The 24,069-nt window shown below is 56.0% G+C and carries 18 protein-coding genes and 2 tRNA genes; 11 read left to right on the top strand and 9 right to left on the bottom strand.

Going from position 1 to position 24,069, the window contains the following annotated elements; translation table 11 throughout:
- Positions 1-23 precede the first annotated feature (23 nt).
- The 5 genes from FNL37_RS07225 to smc are packed head-to-tail and all read right to left on the bottom strand — an operon-like array spanning position 24 to position 8,844.
- The gene (locus FNL37_RS07225) at positions 24-941 is read right to left on the bottom strand and encodes a tetratricopeptide repeat protein (RefSeq protein ID WP_013442183.1); all 918 of its coding nucleotides are present in this window, start codon (positions 939-941) and stop codon (positions 24-26) included.
- Positions 942-943: 2 nt separating this feature from the next.
- A complete protein-coding gene (cysQ, locus tag FNL37_RS07230) occupies positions 944-1,768 on the bottom strand; it encodes a 3'(2'),5'-bisphosphate nucleotidase CysQ (protein WP_159355661.1) in 825 nt (274 codons plus the stop codon).
- Positions 1,758-3,857, bottom strand: coding sequence for an NAD-dependent DNA ligase LigA (gene ligA / locus FNL37_RS07235; protein WP_159355662.1), 2,100 nt, complete (start codon positions 3,855-3,857; stop codon positions 1,758-1,760). The genes cysQ and ligA overlap by 11 nt, the downstream gene beginning before the upstream one ends.
- A gap of 24 nt (positions 3,858-3,881) precedes the next feature.
- Positions 3,882-5,270: a cell division protein ZipA C-terminal FtsZ-binding domain-containing protein gene (locus FNL37_RS07240; RefSeq protein ID WP_159355663.1), complete on the bottom strand. Its 1,389-nt coding sequence runs from the start codon at positions 5,268-5,270 to the stop codon at positions 3,882-3,884.
- A gap of 52 nt (positions 5,271-5,322) precedes the next feature.
- Complete coding sequence (smc, locus tag FNL37_RS07245) at positions 5,323-8,844, bottom strand: chromosome segregation protein SMC (RefSeq protein ID WP_159355664.1); 3,522 nt, start codon at positions 8,842-8,844, stop codon at positions 5,323-5,325.
- A 115-nt stretch (positions 8,845-8,959) separates the two neighbouring features.
- Here smc and queF point away from each other — a divergent pair, with 115 nt between their 5' ends.
- Positions 8,960-9,379 carry a preQ(1) synthase gene (gene queF, locus FNL37_RS07250; RefSeq protein WP_013442178.1) on the top strand — a complete coding sequence of 140 codons (420 nt, stop codon included), beginning with the start codon at positions 8,960-8,962 and terminating at the stop codon, positions 9,377-9,379.
- 92 nt (positions 9,380-9,471) lie between these two features.
- Here queF and FNL37_RS07255 read toward each other — a convergent pair whose 3' ends face one another.
- On the bottom strand, positions 9,472-9,927 hold the full coding sequence (locus tag FNL37_RS07255; protein ID WP_013442177.1) for a PA2169 family four-helix-bundle protein: 456 nt from the start codon (positions 9,925-9,927) through the stop codon (positions 9,472-9,474).
- A 506-nt stretch (positions 9,928-10,433) separates the two neighbouring features.
- Between FNL37_RS07255 and FNL37_RS07260 the strand changes: the two genes are divergently transcribed.
- From FNL37_RS07260 to FNL37_RS07270, 3 genes are all read left to right on the top strand, one after another.
- Positions 10,434-10,509: transfer RNA gene (locus tag FNL37_RS07260), tRNA-Ala, on the top strand.
- A 90-nt stretch (positions 10,510-10,599) separates the two neighbouring features.
- Positions 10,600-10,675: transfer RNA gene (locus FNL37_RS07265), tRNA-Glu, on the top strand.
- A 238-nt stretch (positions 10,676-10,913) separates the two neighbouring features.
- Positions 10,914-11,837 carry a choice-of-anchor A family protein gene (locus tag FNL37_RS07270; RefSeq protein ID WP_159355665.1) on the top strand — a complete coding sequence of 308 codons (924 nt, stop codon included), beginning with the start codon at positions 10,914-10,916 and terminating at the stop codon, positions 11,835-11,837.
- A 99-nt stretch (positions 11,838-11,936) separates the two neighbouring features.
- On the opposite strand, the gene FNL37_RS14080 is transcribed toward FNL37_RS07270, so the two are convergent.
- The 3 genes from FNL37_RS14080 to FNL37_RS07285 all read right to left on the bottom strand — a co-directional run bounded on the left by FNL37_RS14080 (position 11,937) and on the right by FNL37_RS07285 (position 18,258).
- Positions 11,937-15,080 (bottom strand): methyl-accepting chemotaxis protein, encoded by a 3,144-nt coding sequence (locus FNL37_RS14080; protein WP_159355666.1) that lies wholly within the window; start codon positions 15,078-15,080, stop codon positions 11,937-11,939.
- A 207-nt stretch (positions 15,081-15,287) separates the two neighbouring features.
- The gene (locus FNL37_RS07280) at positions 15,288-16,460 is read right to left on the bottom strand and encodes a phospholipase A (RefSeq protein ID WP_159355667.1); all 1,173 of its coding nucleotides are present in this window, start codon (positions 16,458-16,460) and stop codon (positions 15,288-15,290) included.
- Positions 16,461-16,521: 61 nt separating this feature from the next.
- Entirely contained in the window at positions 16,522-18,258 is a 1,737-nt protein-coding gene (locus FNL37_RS07285; RefSeq protein ID WP_159355668.1) for a pyrroloquinoline quinone-dependent dehydrogenase, read from the bottom strand.
- Between the two features lie 164 nt (positions 18,259-18,422).
- Here FNL37_RS07285 and FNL37_RS07290 point away from each other — a divergent pair, with 164 nt between their 5' ends.
- The 7 genes from FNL37_RS07290 to FNL37_RS07320 all read left to right on the top strand — a co-directional run bounded on the left by FNL37_RS07290 (position 18,423) and on the right by FNL37_RS07320 (position 24,069).
- Entirely contained in the window at positions 18,423-18,986 is a 564-nt protein-coding gene (locus FNL37_RS07290; protein WP_013442171.1) for a sigma-70 family RNA polymerase sigma factor, read from the top strand.
- A gap of 4 nt (positions 18,987-18,990) precedes the next feature.
- Positions 18,991-19,692: an anti-sigma factor gene (locus FNL37_RS07295; protein ID WP_013442170.1), complete on the top strand. Its 702-nt coding sequence runs from the start codon at positions 18,991-18,993 to the stop codon at positions 19,690-19,692.
- A gap of 397 nt (positions 19,693-20,089) precedes the next feature.
- Positions 20,090-21,019 carry a MerR family transcriptional regulator gene (locus FNL37_RS07300; protein WP_013442169.1) on the top strand — a complete coding sequence of 310 codons (930 nt, stop codon included), beginning with the start codon at positions 20,090-20,092 and terminating at the stop codon, positions 21,017-21,019.
- A gap of 25 nt (positions 21,020-21,044) precedes the next feature.
- Positions 21,045-22,091, top strand: a complete 1,047-nt coding sequence (locus tag FNL37_RS07305; RefSeq protein WP_159355669.1) for an SAM-dependent methyltransferase — start codon at positions 21,045-21,047, stop codon at positions 22,089-22,091.
- Between the two features lie 14 nt (positions 22,092-22,105).
- Complete coding sequence (locus FNL37_RS07310; protein ID WP_159355670.1) at positions 22,106-22,657, top strand: DUF2878 domain-containing protein; 552 nt, start codon at positions 22,106-22,108, stop codon at positions 22,655-22,657.
- On the top strand, positions 22,650-23,435 hold the full coding sequence (locus FNL37_RS07315) for a DUF1295 domain-containing protein (RefSeq protein WP_159356171.1): 786 nt from the start codon (positions 22,650-22,652) through the stop codon (positions 23,433-23,435). Before FNL37_RS07310 ends, FNL37_RS07315 begins: the two co-directional genes overlap by 8 nt.
- Position 23,436: 1 nt before the next feature.
- Positions 23,437-24,069 (top strand): DUF6134 family protein, encoded by a 633-nt coding sequence (locus FNL37_RS07320; RefSeq protein WP_159355671.1) that lies wholly within the window; start codon positions 23,437-23,439, stop codon positions 24,067-24,069.

Genomic DNA, 24,069 nt, shown 5'->3' on the forward strand with positions numbered 1-24,069 from the left:
TTTCATCAGGCCCACGTGAAAATTTACGGCCGTGGCAAGCTTTGCTGGCTACGGGCGATCTCATCCCCCAGGCGCTCGGCACCAATGTCTTGCGTAATGTGCTGGGCATCGGCCAGCAGCTGACGGGCCTCTTCCGGATGCTTGCTGGCGGCCTTGGCCTGTGCCAGGTAGTAATAGCCTTTGGCTTCCCAGTAGGCGCCGCCCTGATCCTTGGCGATCTTGATCACTTTCTGGATGTATTTTTCGGCGTTGGGGTAATCCTGTGCCGCGGTGTAAATACGGCCAAGCTCAAGGTTGGCATCGCAGAACTGGTCCATATCCCCTGCCCGCTCCTGCATCAGCACGGCCTTGAGCTGGTATTCCACCGCCTGGTCGTGTTGCTGCAGGCTGCTGTAGGTAGAGGCAATGCGCGCAAAGCCATCGGCACGCTCATTGTCATTCGCCGCCAGGCCGCTGCCTTGCAGATAATGCTGCAGGCCACCCTTGAGGTCGCCGGAAGCGACCAGGGTATCGCCAATCAGGTTGAGATCTATGCGCTGGAAATTGGCATCGTTGGCGCTTTTGGCGAGGGCCAGGCTTTGCTGGTAAGCCGCCAGGGCTTCGGGATAGCGCTGGGCGCTTTTTTGCACATTGCCTATTAAGGTCAGCGCGATGATGTGTTCCATGGGGGTGGTCGACAGCTTTTCCGCGGCCATCAGGGCATTGATGGCCTGATCAAACTGGCCGGTGCCGCCGTGTGCACGGCCTTTGCACAGCAAGGCCTGACGGTTGGATTTATCCTGCTTCAATACCTGCTCGGCAAAGGCCAAGGCCTTGGAGGCATCGCCCTCGCCTATGGCGCGGTTACAGGCGGCAATTTTCTCCGCCAGATTTTCATCTCCGGCCTGGGCCAGCGTACTGGCGGCCACCATCACTGCAAACAAAAAGACTCTTAAACGCATCGTTATTCCAGATAAAGTTGCCAGGCATGCGGCGTGGCGCCACATGCGAAAAATTCAGGATTCAGCAGGCTTTCCTTGCTGTTATAGATCAGCCTGTTGCCTGCCATATCCACCAGATGTCCGCCCGCTTGCTCCAGCACACACTGGCCAGCCGCGGTATCCCATTCCGAGGTCAGCCCCAGCCGGGGATAAACATCCGCCCGCCCTTCTGCCACCAGGCAGATTTTAAGGGAGCTGCCGATAGAGATTACCTGCGGAGGCGAATAGTTCCGGCTGAGCTGGTCCATAAAATGTTGCATACGGACCTGGCTGTGCGAACGACTGCCAGCGATGGTGATGTGAGGCAATGCCAGTGCACGCGCATGAATCTGGCGTGGCTCGCTTTGGTCTGCCTGGTGAAAGGCACCTGCGCCCTGCGCTGCATAGTGAAGATCACCGGTGACGGGCGCATAGACGACGCCCAGTATCGAAATACCCTCATGGATCAGCGCAATGTTGACGGTGAACTCGCCATTGCGCTTGATGAATTCGCGCGTGCCATCCAGCGGGTCCACCAGCCAGTAATGTTGCCATTGCTGCCTGACGAAGTAAGGTGCCAGCACTGATTCTTCTGATAGCACGGGCAGTTGCCAGGGCAAGGCACTGAGGCCTTTTTCGATGACCTCGTGTGCGGCCAGGTCGGCAGCGGTAACGGGCGAGGCATCGGCCTTGCGGGTAACGGAAAACTCGCCCTGATACACCTCCATGATCGCCTTGCCAGCTTCTTTTGCGATGCGGATGACTTCCGGCAGGAGCGCCTGCAAGGCGGTGGGCGTATCAGTCGTCATGGCTGGACTGGTTGTCCTCCAGCAATGTCAGCAGGCCGCTTTCATCAATCACGGCAACACCCAGCTCCTGCGCCTTGGTCAGCTTGCTGCCGGCTTCTTCACCAGCGACGACAAAATCGGTTTTCTTGGAAACGCTGCCTGCTACCTTGCCGCCTGCGGCTTCAATCAAGGCCTTGGCCTGATCGCGCGACATGCTGGGTAGCGTGCCGGTGAGCACCAGGGTTTTGCCGGTAAGCACGCCTTGCTGCGTGCCCGCGCCGTCGGATTCCGTCCAGTGCAGCCCGACGTCCTGCAGGTCCTGGATGACTTGCTGGTTATGTGGCTCGGAGAGGAACTGGCGTATGGATTCGGCGACGATGGGGCCGACATCCGGTACCTGTTGCAACTGTTCAATATCTGCCGCCAGCAAGGCTTGCAGGCTGCCAAAGTAGCGCGCCAGGTCTTTGGCGGTGGCTTCACCTACATTGCGTATGCCCAAGGCATAAATAAACCGCGCCAGCGTGGTGGCTTTGCTGGCTTGCAGGGCATCGAGAATGTTCTGGGCAGACTTTTCGGCCATGCGATCCAGCGACGACAGCGTAGCGAGATCCAGGCGGTAGATATCTGCCAGGGTATGGATATGCGCCCCATCTACCAGCTGATCGACCAGCTTTTCGCCCAGGCCTTCGATATCAATGGCGCGGCGCGAGGCAAAATGCAGCACAGCCTGCTTGCGCTGGGCCGAGCAAAAGAGACCGCCGGTGCAGCGTGCCACGGCTTCATCTTCTTGCCGGATGACGTGCGAGCCGCACACCGGGCATTGGTGGTTGATGGCTTCCAGCAGGCGATAGGCAACGGTATCGGCCGGGCGTTTTTCCAGCACCACGGCGACCACTTCCGGAATCACGTCCCCTGCCCTGCGCACGCTGACGGTATCGCCCACGCGCACATCCTTGCGATCGATTTCATCCTGATTATGCAAAGTGGCATTGGTGACGGTCACGCCGCCGACAAATACCGGTTTCAACCGTGCGACGGGGGTAATGGCGCCAGTGCGACCCACTTGCACATCAATCGCCTGTATTTCGGTGAGCGCCTCTTGTGCCGGGAATTTATGCGCGACTGCCCAGCGCGGGGCGCGCGACACAAAGCCCAGTTCGTTTTGCTGGGCAATGCTGTTGACCTTGTAAACCACGCCATCGATATCAAACGGCAGATTGGGCCGGGCTGCACCTATGCGGGTGTAATAGTCCAGCAGCCCTGCCAGCCCTTGCACCGTATCGCGCTGATCACTCACCGGCAGGCGTAGTGATGCCAGGTAGTCCATGGCGGCCGCATGCGTGCTGAGCTGCGGCACGCCTTCGGCGATGCCCAGGCCATAGGCAAAAAACATCAAGGGGCGCGTCGCGGTAATGGCTGGGTCAAGCTGACGCAGGCTGCCAGCGGCGGCATTGCGCGGGTTGGCAAACAGCTTTTCACCGCGCTCGGCCTGCTGGCGGTTCAGCTTGTCGAAATCCCGTTTCAGCATCAGCACTTCGCCGCGTACTTCGATCAGTGCAGGTGGGTTTTCTACCGGCAGGCGCATGGGGATGGCGCGTATGGTGCGCAGGTTGGAGCTGACATCTTCGCCGGTGTAGCCATCGCCGCGAGTGGCGCCTTGCACGAACAGGCCGTTTTCATAAGTCAGGGTGATGGCCAGACCGTCAAACTTGGGCTCTACTGCATATTCCACCTGCGCAATGCCCAGGGCATCACGGATACGCTTGTCAAAGGCGGTCAGCTCGCTTTCTTCAAACGCATTGTTGAGCGAGAGCATGGCCTGCCGGTGCTGCACGCTGGCAAACGCCTTGAGCGGCGATGCGCCTACACGTTGCGTGGGGGAATCGGGCGTGAGCAGCTCGGGGTGAGCGTGCTCCAGCGCCTGCAATTCGCGAAACAGCCTGTCGTATTCACTGTCCGGGACGCTGGGGTCATCCAGCACATAGTACTGATAGTTGTAGAGATTGATCTGCTCGCGCAGCTGGCGGATCTGGACCTCTGGCGTGGCAGAGGTCACGGTGGCTGGTGCATTGTCAAACAATGCTCCCTGGCTGGGGTCTGGCTTCGTCATAGGCAGGGGGCAATAAATTCAAACTCAGGAGAATAATCGGGCGGCCGTCTGACCACCGGGCATGATGCCGCGGGTAATCATCTGCGCGTGCAGCATTTTCAGTTGCTGGCGAATCCGGTCTATCTGCGTATCAGTGAGCTGGCGGTAATTGTCATCCACCAGGTTGGCGTTCAGGCTGTGGGACATCTGACGTGCGGCCAGCACCATCTGGTTGAATACCTCGGTGCAGTTTTTCACATGGGGGATATCCAGCTGGAATACCACACCCTTGATCACGACCGTGCGCAGCATATCGGCGTTGAAGGGGTTGCTATCCTGATTGATCAGTGAAAACGAGGTGTGGCCCTGCTCATCGCGATAATGGAAAGCGCCATCATTGCCGAGCACCAGACCACTGGCCTCGGCCAGGCCACGGAACTTGGTGCCAGTGAACGGGCCATTGCTGCCCTGCACAATATGCAGGCTGACCAGTTTATCGACTTCGATACAAAACGCATCCAGCGCCTGGGCGTACACCAGCGGATCAGGCGCGCCTTGCCATTCCACCTGCGCGCCCAGATTAAGGGCAATATCTTCAGCGGCATTCTGAAAGCGGATCAGCATTTCGCGCGAGACCGCGCCAGAGCGGTCTGCCATCTGCAGGCTGCATACACAGCGGGTAAACTCGCCCTGCTCTTGTTCGCGTGTAAGCAAATGCCACTCGCGGAACGCATCAAGGCCGAAGGCATATACCGGCTTGTCGATCTCGGAGAAATTCAGGAACTGCTGGCGCAAGGCGGCGCCGCTATAAGGGCGTGGCAGATAAAGAATCGCGCTAAGGTCGATTTGCGCATCAACATCTGCAGGCAGTGCAATGGATTCCGGAGCGTCGGCTTGCTCGGGTTCTGCGGCAGGTTCATCCCACGGGGCGGTTGCCGAGCCGAGGTTAACGACAGGCTCTTCTGACTGGGCTAGGGCAACAGGTTCTTGTTCGGGAGGCAAGTCACTTGCAACGGTAGATGCATATAAGGCGGGTGCTTCTTCTTCGGCAACATCTTCTGCGCTATCTATCCTGACGGGAGCTTCATCAAAAGCAGGTTCGCTGATAGCGGGCGCTGCCTTGACTTCTGGCTCTTCGACGCTGAGGCTCGGCTCAGCAGCATAGGAAGGCGCCACTTGCGGTGCAGGCTCGTCGTCCTGTATGCGCACACGAACCACGAATTCTTCTTCTTCGGGTTCTTCGCGTTTGTCACCGCGCAACACAGTATGGGGGTCGATGCGAAAGTCTTCGTCCATCAGCACATCGGTTTCAGGCTCGACAAAACGGCTTTCGGTTTCTTTGTGCAGCTTACGCTCTTGCCACCAGTTGAAGAGCACGACTGCGATGATGATCAGTGCGCCCAGGGCAATCAATGCTAGCTGTAAATCGGTCATGTGTTAATGCACTCTATTGGTGTTTACTTGTAAATAAAGCGGAATCGTTGATTTATGCGGCCGACTCGTGCATCTGCAGCGCCATTTGCATGTCAACTTCCACCACGCGAGAAACCCCCGACTCCTGCATAGTGACCCCTATCATTTGCTGGGCCATCTCCATTGTTATTTTATTATGACTTACAAACAGGAATTGCGTGCGTTCCGACATTTTTTTTACCATCGCGCAAAAACGCTCGGTATTGCTGTCATCCAGCGGCGCATCCACCTCGTCCATCAAACAGAACGGCGCCGGATTAAGCCGGAACAAGGCAAATACCAGCGCCAGCGCTGTCAGGGCCTTTTCACCACCCGATAACAAGTGAATGGTGCTGTTTTTCTTGCCCGGTGGCTGCGCAAACACCTGCATGCCGGTATCCAGTATCTCATCGCCCAGCAGCTCAAGACGCGCCTGCCCGCCGCCAAACAAGGAGGCAAACAGCTCGCCAAAGTGACGGTTGGCTTCGTCAAAGGTCTGCTGCAAACGGCTGCGGGTTTCGCGATCAATGCGGCGTATCGCATCTTCCAGCGTCTGTATGGCCTGGTCCAGGTCTGTCGCCTGGCTATCCAGGTACTGTTTGCGTTCTTTTTCGCTTTCCAGCTCTTGTACGGCGGCAAGATTGACCGGGCCTAATGCCTCAATCTCTTCATTCAACGTGCCCAGCTTGCGCTCAAGATCGCTGGCCTTGATCTGTGCAGGCAGGTTTTCGCCGAGCACGGCTTCGTCAAGCCCTGTGGCCTCCAGCCCTTGCTGGCATTGCTCAAATTGCAATCTGGCCTGCTGCTCTGCCAGGCGTGCCTGCTCCAGCCTGTCGCGCATGGGGTGCATCGATTGCTCAATCTGCATACGTTGCTGTTCCTGCACCTGCAAACCCTGCTCGGCGACGGTCATCGCATCCCGCGCTGCAGCCAGCTCGGTTTCACGCGCCTGTTTGGCATTGACGGCCTGTTCAAGATTGGATTTCAGGGTGTCCATCTTGGCTGCAGCCAGCATGGCGTCTGTTTCTTGCTGGCGCACCACCAGGGCATCCATTTCTTCTGAAGTGGATTGAAGTCTGTTATTTAAATCATTGATATTATTTGTGATTAGCTTGTTGTTAAACACCTGCTCCTGCGCTTCGCGTTCTGCTTTCTGCAGATTGGCGCGTGCCTGCGCCAGCGCGTTTTCTGCGGTGAAGCGTTGCTGCTGAGTGCGTTGGCGCTCTTCCTGTAGCTGCGCCACCGAGGCTTGCAAGGTTTTTATGCCATTCTGTTTTTCCTGCAACTGGGCTTGCACCTCAGTGCGGCGCTCACGCAGCGTTTCCAGCTCATGCGCCAGTTGCTTGCCACGCTCCAGCGCGTGCTGCCGTTGTTGCTGCAAGCGCTGAATTTCCAGTTGCCGCTGGTGATGCTGTTGGGTTTGTACCCGCAATGCCTGTTGCTGTTGCTGGTTATCTTGGCGCAGGGTTTGCAAGGTGGATTCATGCGCCAGCAATGCGGCTTTGGCTTCGCTTACCTTGGCTGCCTGCTGTGGCAGCTCGCTGTTCAGGGCATCCAGCTCACGCTGGCGCTCCAGCACGCCGTTCAATTCGGATTTAGCCGCATGCAGGCTGACGCTGTAACGTGTATAGATGTCGCCATGGCGGTTGATGAGCATTTCGCCCGATTGCAACTCCGCCTGCCTGCCCTCAGCCTGGCTGTCGTCTTCTACGATGTAAATCTGGCTTAACCAGTCAGCCAGCACGCCAGCGGCTCCGGCATGCTTGAGATCTATGCGGTCCAGCAATCGCGGCCAAGCACGTGCAGCTGAGGCACTGGTGGGTACAGAGGCCTCCGCCAACATCGCACCAAGCGTAACGGCGGCGGGTGGCCGGGATGGGAATGCCTGGGACTTGCCGCCATTCTGCATCAGGGTATTCAGCCTGGCGCCCAGAGCCGCTTCCACAGCGACTTCCCAGCCATCGGCGATCTTGAGCTGTTGCCACAAACGTTCACTCGATGCGATACCGCTATTTTTGAGCCAGGACTCAAGCTGGCTCTCCCGCCCCAGCGATTGCTGGATTTTGCTCAGCGAATTGACCTGGGCTTCTGTTTGCGCGAAAAGCCGCTCGCTAGCCAATAACGCTTCGCGGGCCAGTCGCAGGGCATCCTGTTGCTCCTGCTCGCGCTGGCGCAGATGCGCGATACCCTGCTCCAGCGTGGTGATTGCCTCCTGCTGAGCGGCATGCTCGGCCTGCAGTTGGGAAAGTACGTTTTCATCGGGCACACTTAACTGCTGACGATCCGTTTCCAGCTTGCGTTCGCGCTGGCTCAACTCGGCGAGGCTGCGCTCCATATGCTCAATACTGGTGGTTTCAAGCCGGATGGATTGCTCGGCATCGTTGAGGCTGCGTTGAGCCGCGGAGTGCGTGTGCAAGGCCGCCTGAAATGCGCGCTCGATGTCGGGCATGGCGGCTTTTTGCGTCGCGAGGGCTGCGCTCGCTTCCGTTTCGCCAGTGGATGCCGTTTGCTGTTGTGCCTGCAAGGCAGCAAGCTGCTCCTTGAAAGCGGCTTGCTGGCTTTCCAGCCGGGTGCGCTGGGCCTCAATCTGCTGCAGCTGTTGCTGCAAGCGGTCGCGGGCCTCCTGCGTGTGTTTGACCTGCTGCTCCAGCCTCGCCAGCTCTGCATTGCTTTCGTAATACAAGGTCTGCACTTGCTGGGTGATGATGTTGGTTTCCTGATAGCGTTGGCGCAAGGTTTCGACCTCGCTTTCGCTATGGCGCAATGCTGCCATTTGCGCCTCCAGGTCGTTGACCATTTTTTCAACCTGGCGCTGGGTTTTCTCCCAGGCATTGCTCGCGTCCCGTTTCCTGAGCAACCACAGCTGCCCCTGGCTTAGCTTGAGGGTTTTTTGCAGCTCGTGGTATTGCAGCGTGACGACCGCTTGTGATTCGAGGCGGGTAATCTGCTTGACCATTTCCTGGCGGATATCATCCACCCGCAGCAGATTTTCGCGCGTATCGCGCAGGCGCAGCTCGGTCTCGCGGCGACGCTCTTTGTATTTGGATATGCCGGCGGCCTCTTCCAGAAACACGCGCATCTCTTCAGGCTTGGCTTCAATAATGCGGGAGATAGTGTTCTGGCCAATAATGGCGTAAGCCCGGCCGCCCAGGCCTGTTCCCAGGAAAAGATCGGCGACATCACGGCGTCTGACGGCACTATTGTTGATGTAGTAACTGGAACCCTTGTCGCGCTCAATGACGCGTTTGACGGAGATTTCGGCGTATTGCGCCCACTCGCCGCCCGCGCCGCCCAGGCTGTTGTCAAAAATCAACTCCACGCTGGCACGCGAAATAGGTTTGCGATTGGCCGAGCCATTGAAAATCACGGCATCCATGGAGTCGCCGCGCATTTCCTTGGCGCTGGATTCACCAAGCACCCAGCGTATGGATTCCATGACATTGGATTTTCCACAGCCATTGGGACCCACAACCCCTACCCGCTGACCATGAATATGCAAGGTGGTGGGATCAACGAAGGATTTGAATCCGGCAAGTTTAAGGTGAGTGAGGCGCACTTTATAATGTGTTTTATCGTGAGGGCGAGCTTGTATAATAAGCGATTGTGCGATGTGAACCGAACTCTCCCGGGCGAGTCCACATCCAATCCATTCAATTTATACGGTAGCCCTTATGTCTAGTCAACCCACGAAAGCACTCGAAACCTTTGACAACCCGCAGCCAGGCCGCGATTTTCATATCCATATGGAAATCCCTGAATTTACCTGCCTGTGCCCCAAAACCGGCCAGCCCGATTTTGCTGTGCTGTATCTGGATTACATCCCCGATCAGAAGTGCGTGGAGCTGAAGAGTCTCAAGTTGTATATGTGGTCTTTCCGCGATGAGGGCTGTTTCCATGAAGCCGTGACCAATCGCATTCTGGACGATCTGGTCGCCGCCACAGACCCCAAATTCATGCGTCTGACCGCCAAGTTTTATGTGCGTGGCGGCATTTTCACCAATGTGGTGGCCGAACATCGCAAACCAGGTTGGCAGCCACTGCCCAGAGTCGAGCTCAGCCAGTTTGACGCGCAGTCGAATATTCGCGGTTAACACCCCAACAGCAAATAATAAAGGCACGCCAAGGCGTGCCTTTATTATTTATGGCAAAGGGATTAAGCCTCTGCCTTGATACAGGCTAATGATTAGCCCACTTCTGCCCGGGCAGCATCGCGCAGCTGTTTCACGCGATCATGGTTGCGCTGCACGCCTTCAAGCTGACGTTGCACCACATTGCGGACGGTTGGTGGCAATTCTTTCTCGATGGCTTTTTTGTATTTGGCCAGGGCGACATCTTCACCACGTTCGGTCTCATTCAGCACAGCCACCGTATCATTGCTGGTCAATGCGGTTTTGAAATCGAGCCAGCGCCTGTGCAGAGCACCGGACACGCTGGACTCGGTCTCAGGTTGGCCACCAAGGGTGCGAACCAGATCCTGAAGCTCATGAACCGAGGTAGCAACCTGTTGCGAGCGATCAAGAAAATATTCCTTGAGCGGCGTTACCTCTACATTCTCGGCCGCATTGCGAAAGCCCTCTTCGCCGTCTTTGGAGATTTCGATGAGATCATTCAGTGTGGAAATTACTTCTTTGTTATCCATAGCGTAACTCCTTGTTTTTAATTAATGGATGAACACTCAGTTTCCCCGCCTGCATCCAGATCGGCTATAAGATAAAGCAGCAAAACCATGTAAGAATTACCTTAGTGACGAGCATCTTTCATGCTGGCTTGGGTTACTCACCTTAGCGAAGAGCAATTCAAATAAATCTTCAACTACTTATGCAAGCCCGCTCAGGCTTTACACCTTGCCACACGCCGGACTATGGTGAGGAGCAGTGCAAAAACTGCAAACTTCAATCCCTTGGGCCCGACATTTTTGTCGGGCTTTTTTTTTCGTTGATGCCAGCTTATTTGCATAGTTACAAACGGGGTTGGAATCGGAAAAATTCGGGTAAATCCCGGTGCGGTCGGGATTCATGTTTTTCATCATTGGCTTAGCTTTTGTTTTGCTTGATCACCACATCGGCATGCCAAAGTTTTTTAGGTCATTTCGCTAAAAGTCGTTGACAGGCGCGGCTTCGGTCATTAATATGGCGCAACTTTTTCGGGGGTATAGCTCAGCTGGGAGAGCGCTTGCATGGCATGCAAGAGGTCAGCGGTTCGATCCCGCTTACCTCCACCAGTCTTCACTGACCGGGTTACGAAAAGTAAAAAAATGCTTAATTTAGAAGTTTGAATTAATGCAAAAGTAGTGTAGAATACTGCCTCTCTTGTCCCCATCGTCTAGAGGCCTAGGACACCTCCCTTTCACGGAGGCGACCGGGGTTCGAATCCCCGTGGGGACGCCAATAAAGCGTCCACTGGTTAGCTGAATAAGTTGGCCGGTAGATTCAAAAAAGACAGAGCCTCAAGTTGAAAAACTTGGGGCTTTTTCTTTTTGATGAACGAAGCCAGCACATCGTCTTAAATACGATGAGTGACAAATTCTTGTTTCAAACGCCTTCACTAGTACTAAGGTACTATATACCCGCCAGTTCCCCGCCATTAGAATGCGCCCATAACTTAAATAATCCGGGGAAATTCATCATGTTTAAGAAAACAACTCAGGCCGTTTTGGCAGTCGCATTCATGACGCTTGCTGCATCGGCAAATGCTGCAGTTGATTTGGGGGTTGCGGGGAAATTCAACGCGTTCGTATTTTCCACATTCAACAGCCAATATAGTGATACTGAAGGCGCAGTAGCGGTCGGTGGAAACACAACCGTCAACGGTTACAGTGTTAACGCCAACAACAAGCCATATAACGGCTACTCTCTGGTTGTCGGTGGCAATCTCAACTACACCAACGGCTCCATTAATAATGGCAATGCCTATGTGGCTGGCACCAGCACAACCTCCAGCCTGGGTGGCGGTGCAACGATCAGTGGCGGCACGGCTCCTTTTTCATTCTCGGATGAAAAGACCGAGTTGATCGCCCTGTCCTCTTCGCTTTCAAAGCTGAGTGCCAACGGTTCGGCAACTTATCAATATGGCGGCGTCACCTTTACTGGCGATGGCACCAGCGCTGTGCAAGTATTTAATGTGAGCGGTGCTGATCTGTATTCCGTGAACTATTCCAACTTTGCCCAACTGGCATCCAACCAGACCATCATCGTCAATGTAAGCGGTGATGTGGCTGGTTTCCAGGGTGGTACGCCAAATGGCTTCAGCAACTACAATGTGCTGTTCAACTTCTATGAAGCCACGACACTGAATTTCAACAATGTCGGCGTGTATGGCTCCATCCTGGCGCCATATGCAACAGTGCAAGGTGGTGGTGGCCAGATCAACGGCAACGTGATCGTGAATGCCTGGAATTCCAACATTCAGATCAACGCCAACCATTACTTCACTGGTGCAGATATTACGATTCCAGTATCGGCAGTTCCTGAGCCACAAAGCTACATGATGCTGTTTGCAGGTCTGGGCCTGATCGGCTTCATGGCGACAAGACGTCGTTACTACGTTTAACTGGCATATACAGTAAAACCAGTTCAGTAAACAAAAAGCCCCGCATTTGCGGGGCTTTTTGTTTTGCGGGCAAAGTCCTGTTGATACGCCTGAACCTCGTTAGAACGTCTGCCAGTCATCGCCATCCGTATTGGTGGCTGCCAGTACCGGCTTGCGGCTGACCAGCGCCTGCACGGGCGGCTTGCGCGTCGCATTCATCTTGCTGACGGTAGCAAGGCGAACCGCACTGCCAGATGCGGATTGTTCGAGCTTGAATACGCTGACAGCTGACTTCAGCTCATCTGCCTGCATCATGAGTGACTCGGCAGCCGCAGCCGCTTCTTCTACCAGCGCTGCGTTTTGCTGGGTGACTTCATCCATCTGCGTCACTGCCTTGTTGACCTGGGCAATACCTTCGCTCTGCTCTGAAGAGGCTTCGGCAATTTCGCTCATGATATCGCTGACGCGCTTTACCGAGCTGACCAGCTCGCTCATGGTAGTGCCGGCATGCTCCACCAGCTGGGTACCGGCCATGGTTTTATCCACCGAATCCGTAATCAGCTCCTTGATCTCCTTGGCTGCCGAAGCAGAGCGCTGTGCCAGCGTACGAACTTCGCCAGCCACCACGGCAAAGCCTCTGCCCTGCTCGCCTGCACGTGCTGCTTCCACAGCGGCATTGAGTGCCAGGATGTTGGTCTGGAATGCGATGCCATCGATGACAGTAATAATGGCCTCGATCTTGTGGGCGCTTTCATTGATCGATGCCATGGTCTTGACGACATCGGCTACCACCGCGCCGCCTTTGACCGCGACGCCGGATGCGGCCGTGGCCAGCGTATTGGCATGCATGGCGTTATCGGCATTCTGCTTCACGGTCGCCGCCAGCTGTTCCATGCTGGATGCGGTTTCTTCCAGGGAGGCGGCCTGCTCTTCGGTGCGCTGCGAAAGGTCGACGTTGCCTTGGGCGATTTCCTTCGCCGCGGTGTTGATCGCCTCGGTGGCTTCTTTTACCGTGACAATAGGCGTGACAATCATTTCCAGCGTGGCATTCACGCCTTGTACAATTTTGCGGAAGTCCCCGGAATGCTGGTTGGCATCTGCCCGCACCGTCACTTGGCCCTGACGCGCCGCATCCGCCAGCATGTCGGCATCTTTCACCAGATTGTTGATGGCGAGCACACAGGTGTTGATATTGTCTTTCAGGATGGCAAAGTCGCCTGCGTACTGTTCAATAATCACCGGAGGAATGTCCCCTTGGGCAATACGGGCCACATAATCTGCGGCGACATTCAGGGGGCCAATCACATTGTCCAGAGTATCGTTGATGCCTTCGATCACCTTGCGATAATCGCCCTGATGCTGGCTGACATCGGCGCGGACAGACAGCTTGCCGTCCGCAGCCGCGTTGGCCAGCATGCTGGCATCGCGCACCAGCCCCTTCACTGCATCAATACAATCATTCAGATTGTTCTTGATGACATTGAAATCTCCTTCATAAGCATCGGTAATCTTGGGTGGAAACTGCCCCTTGGCCAGATGGTCGACATAGGTCGCCGCGACATTGAGTGGCGTAATCACGGCATCCAGCGTGGCATTAAAGCCTTCCACCACCCGGCGAAACTCGCCCTGGTAACGCTCCAGATCGCCGCGAACCGACAGTTGTCCGGCAACGGCGGCACGTTCAAGATGCCCCGCTTCGCTCACCAGATTCTGAATGGCCTCGATACAGGTATTGAGGTTGTGCTTGATCTTGTTGAAATCACCGTTGTAACTGTCCGTAATAAGCGGCGGAATATCGCCATGCGAGATCCGATCTACATAATTGGCCGCCACATTCAACGGCGTGATCACGGCATCCAGTGTGGCATTGACGCCTTCGACCACCTTGCGGAAATCCCCCTGGTGCTGCTGGCCATCCGCACGGGTTGCCAGCGCCCCTTCAATCGCAGCCTGCGACAGCATGGTCGTGTCACTGATCAAGCGCTTGATGGAATCGGACATCCCCTGCATGGCAGTCATCAGTTGACCGGTCTCATCGCGGGTTTTTACCGACATCACGGCTGAGGTGTCGCCTTGGGATAGCTTGCGTGCGGCATCCGCAGCATGCCGGATGGGCCGGGAAATCGTACCCGCCGCAAACCACAAGAACAGAATGCCTGCCAACGCCACCCCGACACCGACAGCTACCTGCAGTATGGTGCTATGCGTGGCGCGTGAGGACAGCTCCTGATCCAGCGCATGTGCCTTGGCCATCACCACCGCCGTTGGCACTTTGATCATCACGGCCCACGGTTTGCCGGTGCGGCCCAGGTTAATCGGGGCAAATGCCAGCATCTGGCCGCTCTTGTCGTTGACACTGACATTGGCAGCGCCAGACTGGATATTCGCTAACTGCTCAGCCGCGCCATCACCCACCAGCGTGTTGAACGCCTGGCCAACCAGGCCAGGGTTTTCGCTCTCGCCAACGATCAAGCCCATGTTACTGACAATCGCGACTTCGCCTTTGCCTTCAAACAGCTGCTTGTCAGCCTCCTCCGCCAGCTTCTGCACAAATGCCAGGTTGTAATCGGTTCCGGCGACGCCGTAAAACTTGCCGCGCAGGCTGATGGGCACAGAAAGAGTGGTCAGCCATACCTGCTTGCCCTGCACGATATAAGGGAAAGGGTCGAGCACGCTTTCGGTTCCGGTGTCATGCGGGCCAATATACCAGCCCCCTTTCATGACGCCGTTCGGGTGCTTGTCCAGCGTGTCGTACTCCACGAGCGGCTGCACGGCAATATTGCCTTTGGCATCGCGGTTCCAATACGGTGTAAAACGGCCTGTGATCGAATTATTGCCATTCTTGCCGGTGCGGTGCTGAGCATCCTGTCCATCCAGCGCGTCAGGCTCCCAACAGGAATAGGTGCCGTTAAAGTCAGGATTGTTTTTCAACACACTCAGCAAAATAGCGTTGATTTGATCGCGGCCCAGCGGCAGGTTTTCGGCCGTGTCTTTTGATAGCACAAAGGTATGTGCCATGGTGCGTGCCGCATCCAGCGCCACATCAAATTTGGCCTGAATTTTGCCAGCTTCGGCCCCCGCGAGGTTTTTCAGGCTCTCCCGGGTATTCTGGTCAACCAGGCCAGAGACTTGCTCTGACACGACTTGCTGGTTGTTCTTTGAAGAAATGAAGCCGAAGGTCACCAGGATGGCGGCACTTGCCAGCAATGAAATACCAGCAACAACGGCTATTTTCGTTTGTATGGATTTGAAATTTAACAGCATGTGAGCTCTCCCCTCGACCGGTGTCCGGACGGACGCCTTCTTGGGATAGCGCAAGACACATGCCACGCCACACAAAAATAAATTACATCATTTAATCAAAAACTTAATTTTAAATTGTTCCAGACCCCTGCCTTCGGTACCAATGCCGGGGTGTACCGTATCGCAACAGGTGTTCCATTGCTCTACACTATTGACCTGCCTCATTGATCAGCGCGTGAGCGATAAGCCCAGACGTATTTGCGTGTCGTTATTGTGGTTGTAACCAAGCAAGGTTTCGCCGTAGCCAGAAAACACCTGCAAGTGGATGAACGCACCTGTGCGGTTGAATATCTTGTCGCTAATGGGATAGGTCACATCCACTTGCCCCGTGCTGTATCCGGCGGTGCCCTGGCGATAGAGGCCATTCAGCATCAAGCCATCTTCACGGCCATAGCGTACCTGCCAGTCCACATAACCGCGATAGCGCTGTATGTCCGAGTTGCCGTCTTCCTTGTCGAGATATTGGTAGATTTTGGGCATAAAACTCAGGCTGCGCCCACTCGGCATGGCCCAATGCCAGGCTGGGCGCACAAAGGCGGTGTTGATGGAGCGCGAATCCACTCCGCCCTGCCCGTTTGACTCGTGCTCGACGCCACCACGCCAGTCATCCGGCATCAGGCCGCGGCCACTGCCACCCCATTCGTAGAACAGGCTGGGGCGATACGAGGTATCCCGGAACGGACTGGACTTCTCGCCTATATCCCAGATGGTGGTCTGGGTGTAGCCAAAATACAGATTGGTCAGGAAGGGCGCAAAATCAGCCACTGCGCCATCCGGGGCGAAAGGACGATATTTGAAGCTGATCTGGAAACGGGCATCTTCACCGCGCTCATCATTGGAGCCCAGCAGGAAGTAGATGGGATCATTCGCCGTGAGCGCAGGCTCCTCACCTGGCTTGGCAATGACCAGTTTAGGCGGGGCATCGGCCGCTGCAGGCTGGTTTGCCTGTGACGCACTGACCACCTGCATGGGCGGGCTGCTGTCGCCATCGGCTGCTACCAGCAGAATACGATTGGAAGACGCGTTAACCAGGTCAGCACGCACAACGCCTTTGTATGACGAGCGCACTAGCCCTGCATATTGTCGCCGCGCGCTGGTGCTGTTGGCGGCAGGCTGCAGCGTCAGGTCCACGGTTTCACTGATGCCGCTTCCTGAAAGTTTCAGTTGCAAGGTTTGCGGCCAGTCGGCCTGGTTGTCAGGCTTGACCACATCCAGCGTCAGAGTCTGGCCCGTGGTCAGTGATTCTCCCTGGCTAGCGAGTATCCAGGTGTCCGCAGCCAATGCTGGCTGAGTGAATGCCAGCGCCAAAGCTAGCGCCAGCGGGTAAGGTAATCTTGTCATGCAGGCCTTCCTTATTGTTGTCGTTGTTAATGCGGGCAGCAGTCACAAGGAGGCCTGGCGTTTATTTGCCTAATGCATATACCAGCACACTATCACCTTGTTTGTACCCGAAAATTGCGTTGCCGCCCGCGGCTACCGCAATGTATTGAATGCCATCGATTTCATAACTGATGGCGGGTGCGTTTACGCCTGCATCCGCCTTTGCCTGCCATAGCAGCCTACCATTGGAGGAGTCATAGGCGGCAAAGTTTCCATTACCTTCGCCGGTAAATACCAGCCCGCCTGCAGTGGCCAGCACGCCGCCCACCAAGGGCTGGGCGGTTTTGTGTTGCCAGGTGATCTTGCCATCGGCCAGGTTGATGGCAGATAGCAGCCCCCAGCGCGGCTCTTCGGCCGGTTCGGATGAGGTGTAGCGCAACAGTTTGCCGTCGGCGTCGACCGATTCATGCAGGGTATACGTGATAGGGGCGTGTATGGCGGCGACATAGACCTGCCCGGCTGCCGCATCCAGTGCGACGGGTGACCAGTTGGCGCCCCCCAGAATGCCCGGGTAAAGCGTGGTGCCCTCTTTGCTGGCTTTATGGAACAGGTTTTTCTGTGGCACAAAGGCGTCCGACTTGAACAGCAAACGCCCCGTCGCCCGGTCATGGGCATAAAACCAGCCAGTTTTGCTGGCCTGACCAACCGCGGGAATGGTTTTGCCATCATGCTGCCAGTCAAACAGGACTGGCGGGCTGGCAAGATCGTAGCCCCAGAGGTCATGCGGTACCTGCTGGTAATGCCAGCGCAGCTTGCCAGTCTCAATATCCAGCGCCACCAGGGACACGGTGTATAGGTTATCGCCAGGCCGTTCAATATCATTCATCTGGGGCGATGGGTTGCCCGTACCAAAATAAAGCAGTCCCAAGTCGGTATCCAGTGCTGGCGTGCTCCAGGCGGAACCGCCACCATAGCGCCAGGCATCGGGATGCTGCCTGACCTGGGCTTTTTCCGTCGCCACATCGCGATCCAGCGTGATGCCATCGGCGGTCCTGACGGTAAATTTCCCCAGCCACTGTTCCGGTGAAATCGTATCAAACTGCCATACGCGTTTGCCGCTATCGACATCAAATGCCGCAATAAACCCCGGCCTGCCATAGCGCCCGGCCAAGCCAATTACCGCACCCAGCGGCGCATCTTCCCGTGGATTATCGATATGCAAACCGTAACCAACACCGGTAATGCCGACCAGCACCTTGCCCTTGTACACAATAGGCGCCATGGCGATGCCGATACCGGTGCCACCTGACACCTTGGCACGGCTGTTGGGGTCTTTGCTATCCAGAGATGCCTGGCCTTCGGTTTCCACTGCCTGGTCTACGGCATCAATATCCCACACCAGTTTGCCGGTCCTGGCATCCAGCGCGATCAGGCGCGCATCCACCGTGCCCATGAATACCTTGCCATAAGCCACCGCCACGCCACGGTTAGCCGGGCCACAGCACATTTTCCACTCCGGGCGGCGCTGGTGCTCATAGCGCCAGAGCTCCTTGCCCGTGCGCGCATCCAATGCCACCACATGGTTGTAAGGAAGCGAAAGGTACATCACGCCATTCGCCACGATAGGCGTAGTTTGAAAGCTGCCTGTCACGCCGGTCTTGAAGCGCCAGGCTTCAGCAAGCTGATTCACGTTCTGGCGATTGATGATGGTGGAAGGCGCAAAGCGCTGATTGCTGTAATCGCGACCGAAGCTTGGCCACTCGGCTTTTTGTGGGTGATGAATGTGCTCGCTGTCGCTATCGGCTTGTGCGGTAGGCATAGCCAGCTGCATGCATAGAAAAATCATTGAAACTAGTTGTGCAGGAAGGCTTTTGCCTGTTGTTCTCATATCCACCTCTTGATTAAAGCCGGGAGTGTTTCTAGCATGAGCCGGAGTATAAAGACTTATCAAATGCCATACCACTAACCAGACTAATAAGCACAATGGCCACCTCCCCTCCCTCTCCCGCCGAACTTTCATTGCTGCTTGCCAGAACATCGCAGGGTGATCGGCATGCCTTCAGCAAACTCTACGACGCAACTTCGGCGAAACTATTCGGGCTTGCCGTACGTATATTGACCAGACGCGATCTGGCGGAGGAGGCCTTGCAGGATGCATTTGTCAGTATCTGGCACCACGCCGGCAGTTTTAATGAAGACAAAGCCTCGGCCATGACCTGGATGACTACTATCGTGCGCAACCGCTGCCTGGATCTGTTGCGAGCCATGCCGCATGAGCACGGACTGGGGGAGGATCAGGATTTTGACCAATGGGCATCGGAAGATCTCAGTCCCATCGAGCAGGCTATTTCAGGCCAGGAAGCCCATGTGCTGCTGAACTGCATGAAAGCCCTGGCACCCCTTCAGCGCCAGGCGATTGCCATGAGTTATTTCCATGGTCTGGCACATGAACAACTGGCCCAGCAATTGATTCAGCCACTAGGCACGATCAAGACCTGGATACGCCGGGGATTGCAGTCTCTGAAAAACTGCATTGCGAAGGCCTGAGAATATGAACTACGACAACGACAACCTGAAAGACATGCTGTCAGCAGAATATGTGCTGGGCACCCTGCGAGGCAGAGCGCGGCGACGCTTTCTCCGGCTGGTGGAAACCCGGCCTGAATGGCAGGCAGCCATCGACTGGTGGCGTCACAGACTGAATTTGCTGGCGGACATGGTGCCTGCCATCGCACCGCGCAAGGAGGTATGGCAGCACATCGAGATCCGCCTGTATGGACAACGCCTGCGCTCTGCACTTAACTGGTGGCGCGGTCTGGCCTTGGCTGCCAGCGGTTTTGTCGTGGTGCTGGCCGTGTTCATGGTGCTGCAAGCCCAGCAGCCTGCCGGTGTGACATCGCCCGCTCCGACCAATGTCGCGGTGCTGACCGATAATAATGCCAAGGCCGGGTGGATGCTCAGCCTGACCCGAAGCGCCGATGGCAAAGCCGAGATGCACGCGGCAGCCTTGCCATCACTCCAGGCCATCCCTGATAAATCCTTCGAACTCTGGATATTGCCAGCGGATAAATCTGCCCCGGTTTCGCTAGGCATTTTGCCGCAGCAAGGCAAAGGCAGCATGCCGATCCCCCCAACGCTGCTTGCTGCGCTTGATACGGGCGGTCTGGCTGTCACTCTTGAACCGCAGGGCGGCTCGCCATCAGGTTCGCCTACCGGCCCAGTGCTCTACCAAGGCAAGCTCGCTCAAATTTAACAGGCAGTTCAGCAAGCCTCCGCAAACCGCCAAGCCAGGCTTTCTAACTCAGCGTCTGCTGTATCAGCTTGTGCAGCCAGAGTTTATGCACTTCGTGGCAGCGGCACTCTGGTGTGGCTATGCCTGTCCACGTTGCGCTGGAATCAATTCGCCTGCTTGTACATTTTCTTGAATCCAAATTTCAGCTTGCAACGTATATAGCCATATAGCGAATCACAAACAGCTTTGCTGAATTGCATAAGTTAATTTGAATAAGTATTGAATAGATATTTTCTGAATAAGTTATTGATGTATAAATAAATTAAACTTTTGAATAAGTATTGAATCGAAATATAACAAAAGCATGTGAGATGAATCACACGCTATTAAAACAGTGTTTCCTTTTTAGGAGTCAGCCATGCCCAATCCAGATGTAGATGCTTATCCTATACGTACCGTCTCGGCATTAACCGGGATCAATCCTGTCACGCTGCGGACCTGGGAACGCCGTTATCGATTGATCGAGCCGGTACGCACTCCCAAAGGACATCGTCTGTATACCAAAGACCAGATCGCGATTTTGCACAGGGTGGTGGATCTGCTGGATAAGGGCATCCCCATTAGTCGCATCAATTTTTCGCTGATTTCCGGCGAAGCTAATACCTACAGCAATCAGGAAGAAGAGTTCTGGAACCGCCTGATCACCCGCATGACCGCGGCCGTGGCCAATTTTGATGAAGTGGTGCTGGAAAGTACCTATAACGAAGCGCTGTCGCTTTATTCCATTGAAATCGTGACCGACATGCTGCTGATGCCCATGTTGATACGTCTGGGTGAGCGCTGGGAAAGAGGCGACGGTACCGTGGCCGAGGAACACTTCTTTGGCGTGTATCTGCGCAACAAGCTGGGGGCTCGCTTTCACCATCGCAAACGTCGCGATTATGGCCCTGCCCTGTTGACTGCCTGCATGCCAGGCGAGCGCCACGAAGCTGGCATCCTGCTGTTTGCCCTAAGCGCTTATGACCATGGCTATCGCTGCATTCTGCTGGGCACGGACATGCCGCTGGAAGAACTGCCGGCCGCTGTCGTGCAATCGAAGTCGCGCGGCATTGTCTTGTCCGCCTCGTTCATCACCGATGCATCGCTGATCAAACGTCAGCTCACCCACCTGGTGAATGCGACCAATGTGCCGGTGTTTGTCGGCGGCCAGTCCTCCGTCACGCTGCATGACGCCATCAAGGAAGCCGGTGCCGTGCCGCTAGGCATGGAGATCGAGCAAAGCTTCAAGCGCATAGCTGAGTCATTCAAGAACAAATTTGCGCAGAGCCTGAATGTGGCAAGCGTTTAACCTCTGTATTTATTAAGGATTTTTCATGCAAGTCACCAAACTGGCGATTGACTGGTCTGAACGCGGACTGGTCCCTGATTATGCGATACGCGCCGGTATACGGCGCCTGCTGGAAGTTCGCTTGCAGGACATCGCAGCGGCAGATTGCGCCGCGGCCGCAGACATTGAAAACACCTTCATCAACAGCATGCGGGAAGCGCCGATTGCTCTGGTGCCTGAGCTGGCCAATGCACAGCATTACGAGGTTCCAGCCCAGTTTTTTCAGCATTGCCTGGGCAAGCATCGCAAATACAGCTCGTGCTACTGGGATAAAAATACGCGCACTTTGGACGAAGCAGAAGCTCTTGCCCTGCAGCTGACCTGCGAGCATGCAGACCTGCAGGATGGACACTCCATACTGGAGCTGGGCTGCGGCTGGGGTTCCCTCACCTTGTGGATGGCCAAGCATTATCCCTCCAGCCGCATCACGGCAGTCTCCAACTCCAAGTCGCAACGTGAATACATCATGTCGGAAGCCCTGAAGCGCGGCTTGCCGAATATTCAGGTGATTACCTGCGATATGAACGAATTCAATCCCGGCATGCAGTTTGACCGCATTGTGTCGGTCGAGATGTTTGAGCATATGCGCAACTACGACACCATGTTCAAGCATGTGCATGACTGGCTGGTACCCGGCGGGCGCTTCTTCATGCATATCTTCGTGCACAAGCTTACGCCATATGCCTTTGAAGTCGCCGGCGATGATGACTGGATGAGCCGGTTCTTCTTTTCGGGCGGCATGATGCCTAGCGACGACCTGCCATTGCGCTTCCAGCGGCATTTGCAGTTGCGTCAGATGTGGCGCTGGGATGGCACCCACTATGAAAAAACGGCCAACGCATGGCTGGCCAATATGGACGAGCATGCAGCGGCGATTGAACCTGTGCTGGCCGCCACCTATGGCGCCCAACAGACCGAAATGTGGCGCAATCGCTGGCGCATCTTTTTCATGTCATGTGCAGAGCTGTTTGGCTATAACTACGGCCAGGAGTGGTGGGTCAGCCACTACCAGTTTGAGCGTCCCGCGGCTTGAGATCGTCACCCCCCATGTCATTGAAAGTAATCAACTTCGTGCTGTTTCAGATGGGCTGGATGGCCTGTGTCTGGGGCGGCGCCCATGGATTGCCCTGGCTGGGCGTGGCATGCACGGTGCCCATCCTCTACTGGCACCTGCGCCAGGCATTGCTTCCCGGGCAGGAAACCAGGTTGCTCCTGCTTGCCATGGTCATGGGCGGGTTGTTTGACCAGGCTTTGCTGACGCTTGAGCTGGTGAGCTACCCCGCCTCGGCATGGCCGGCAGGCTTGCTGCCGCTATGGATGCTTTGCCTGTGGTTGCTGTTTGCCTCCACCCTGAATGTCAGCCTGCGCTGGCTGCGCGGCTCCATGCCATTGGCAGCGGTGTTCGGCTTGATCGGTGGACCGCTGGCATATCTGGCGGCAAGCCGGATAGGCGCTGTGACGCTGGCATCGGGTTACCTGCCATGGCTGGTGCTTGCATTGGCCTGGGCAATCCTCACGCCACTGTTATTGTGGCTCTCAATCCGCTTTGATGGCTATGCCGTGGCGGCAGATCAACAGCACGGGTGGTCTCATGTTTGACGGCAGCATTTATTTGCAAGGGCTGGCCGCCATGGCCTTATTTGGTCTGGCGGGCTGGGGTATCAGTGTCTACCGGCACAACGTCACCATTGTCGACAGCATGTGGAGCCTGTTTTTCCTGCTCGGCGCTGGCGTTTATGCCTGGCTGGGCGGCGTCGAGCCACGCACCTGGCTGATTCTCGGCCTGGTCACGATCTGGGCGCTGCGTTTGACCATTTACCTCAGCTGGCGCAATCGCGGCCCACATGAAGACCATCGCTACCAGGCCATACGCCGCAACAACGAGCCGCATTTCTGGCTGAAAAGCCTCTACATCATTTTTGGGTTGCAGGCGGTGCTGGCCTGGCTGGTTTCCCTGCCCTTGCTGGGCAGCCTGCTATCAAGTGATCCACTCGGCTGGCTCGATGTGCTGGGGGTCGCACTCTGGTTGAACGGGCTGGTGTGGGAAAGCCTGGCGGACTCGCAGCTCTCCCGCTTCAAAGCCAGTGCACCCGCCGGTGCAGTGATGGATCGCGGGGTATGGCGTTACAGCCGCCATCCGAATTACTTCGGCGAGTTCAGCATCTGGTGGGGCTTCTATTTGCTGGCGCTGTCAGCTGGTGCCTGGTGGGCACTGCCCGGGCCATTGCTGATGACGCTGCTGCTGCTAAAAGTGAGTGGTGTGGCCTTGCTGGAGAAAGATATAGCCGACCGGCGCCCTGCTTACGCCCACTACGTAAAAACCACCCCGGCGTTCTTTCCCTGGTTTCCAGAATCTCGCCTGCCCGAGGAGAAATAAGATGAAGTTCTGGCACGTCAGCGGGATTGCTTTGGCCTTTGTTTGCCACAGCGCGCATGCGCAGGAGTGGCAATTCAATGTCTTCCTGGATGAAAAACCCATAGGCCAGCATCGCTTTGCGCTGGAGGAAAACGGCGCCCAGCGTCCCCTTACCAGCGAAGCCAGCTTTGATGTGAAGTTTTTATTCGTCAACGCCTATCGCTATCGCCACACGGCCAAAGAGCAGTGGAATGGCAATTGCCTGAACGCGATTGAGGCCCGTACCGAAGAGAACCGCGAGACTACCATCGTCAAGGGCGCCCTGGACAAAAGTACGGATAAAGGCGCCTTTGTGCTGCAATCGCCCAAGCCCAAAACGCTGGGTGATTGCGTCATGACCTTTGCCTACTGGAATCCGGCCATGCTGAAGCAGACGCGCTTGCTCAATCCGCAGACCGGCGAGTACCTGGACACCCGAATTACCGCCCTGGGCAAGGAAAGCATTACCGTAAAAGGCCAACCCACCGATGCCGAGCATTACCGGCTGGAGGCGCCCAAACTCAAGATAGACCTGTGGTATTCCAGTGATCAGCAATGGCTGGCACTGCGCTCTACCACCCCGGAAGGCTACATCATCAACTACAGGCTACGCTAA

It is taken from the genome of Methylovorus glucosotrophus, assembly GCF_009858335.1.
Lineage (GTDB): Bacteria > Pseudomonadota > Gammaproteobacteria > Burkholderiales > Methylophilaceae > Methylovorus > Methylovorus glucosotrophus.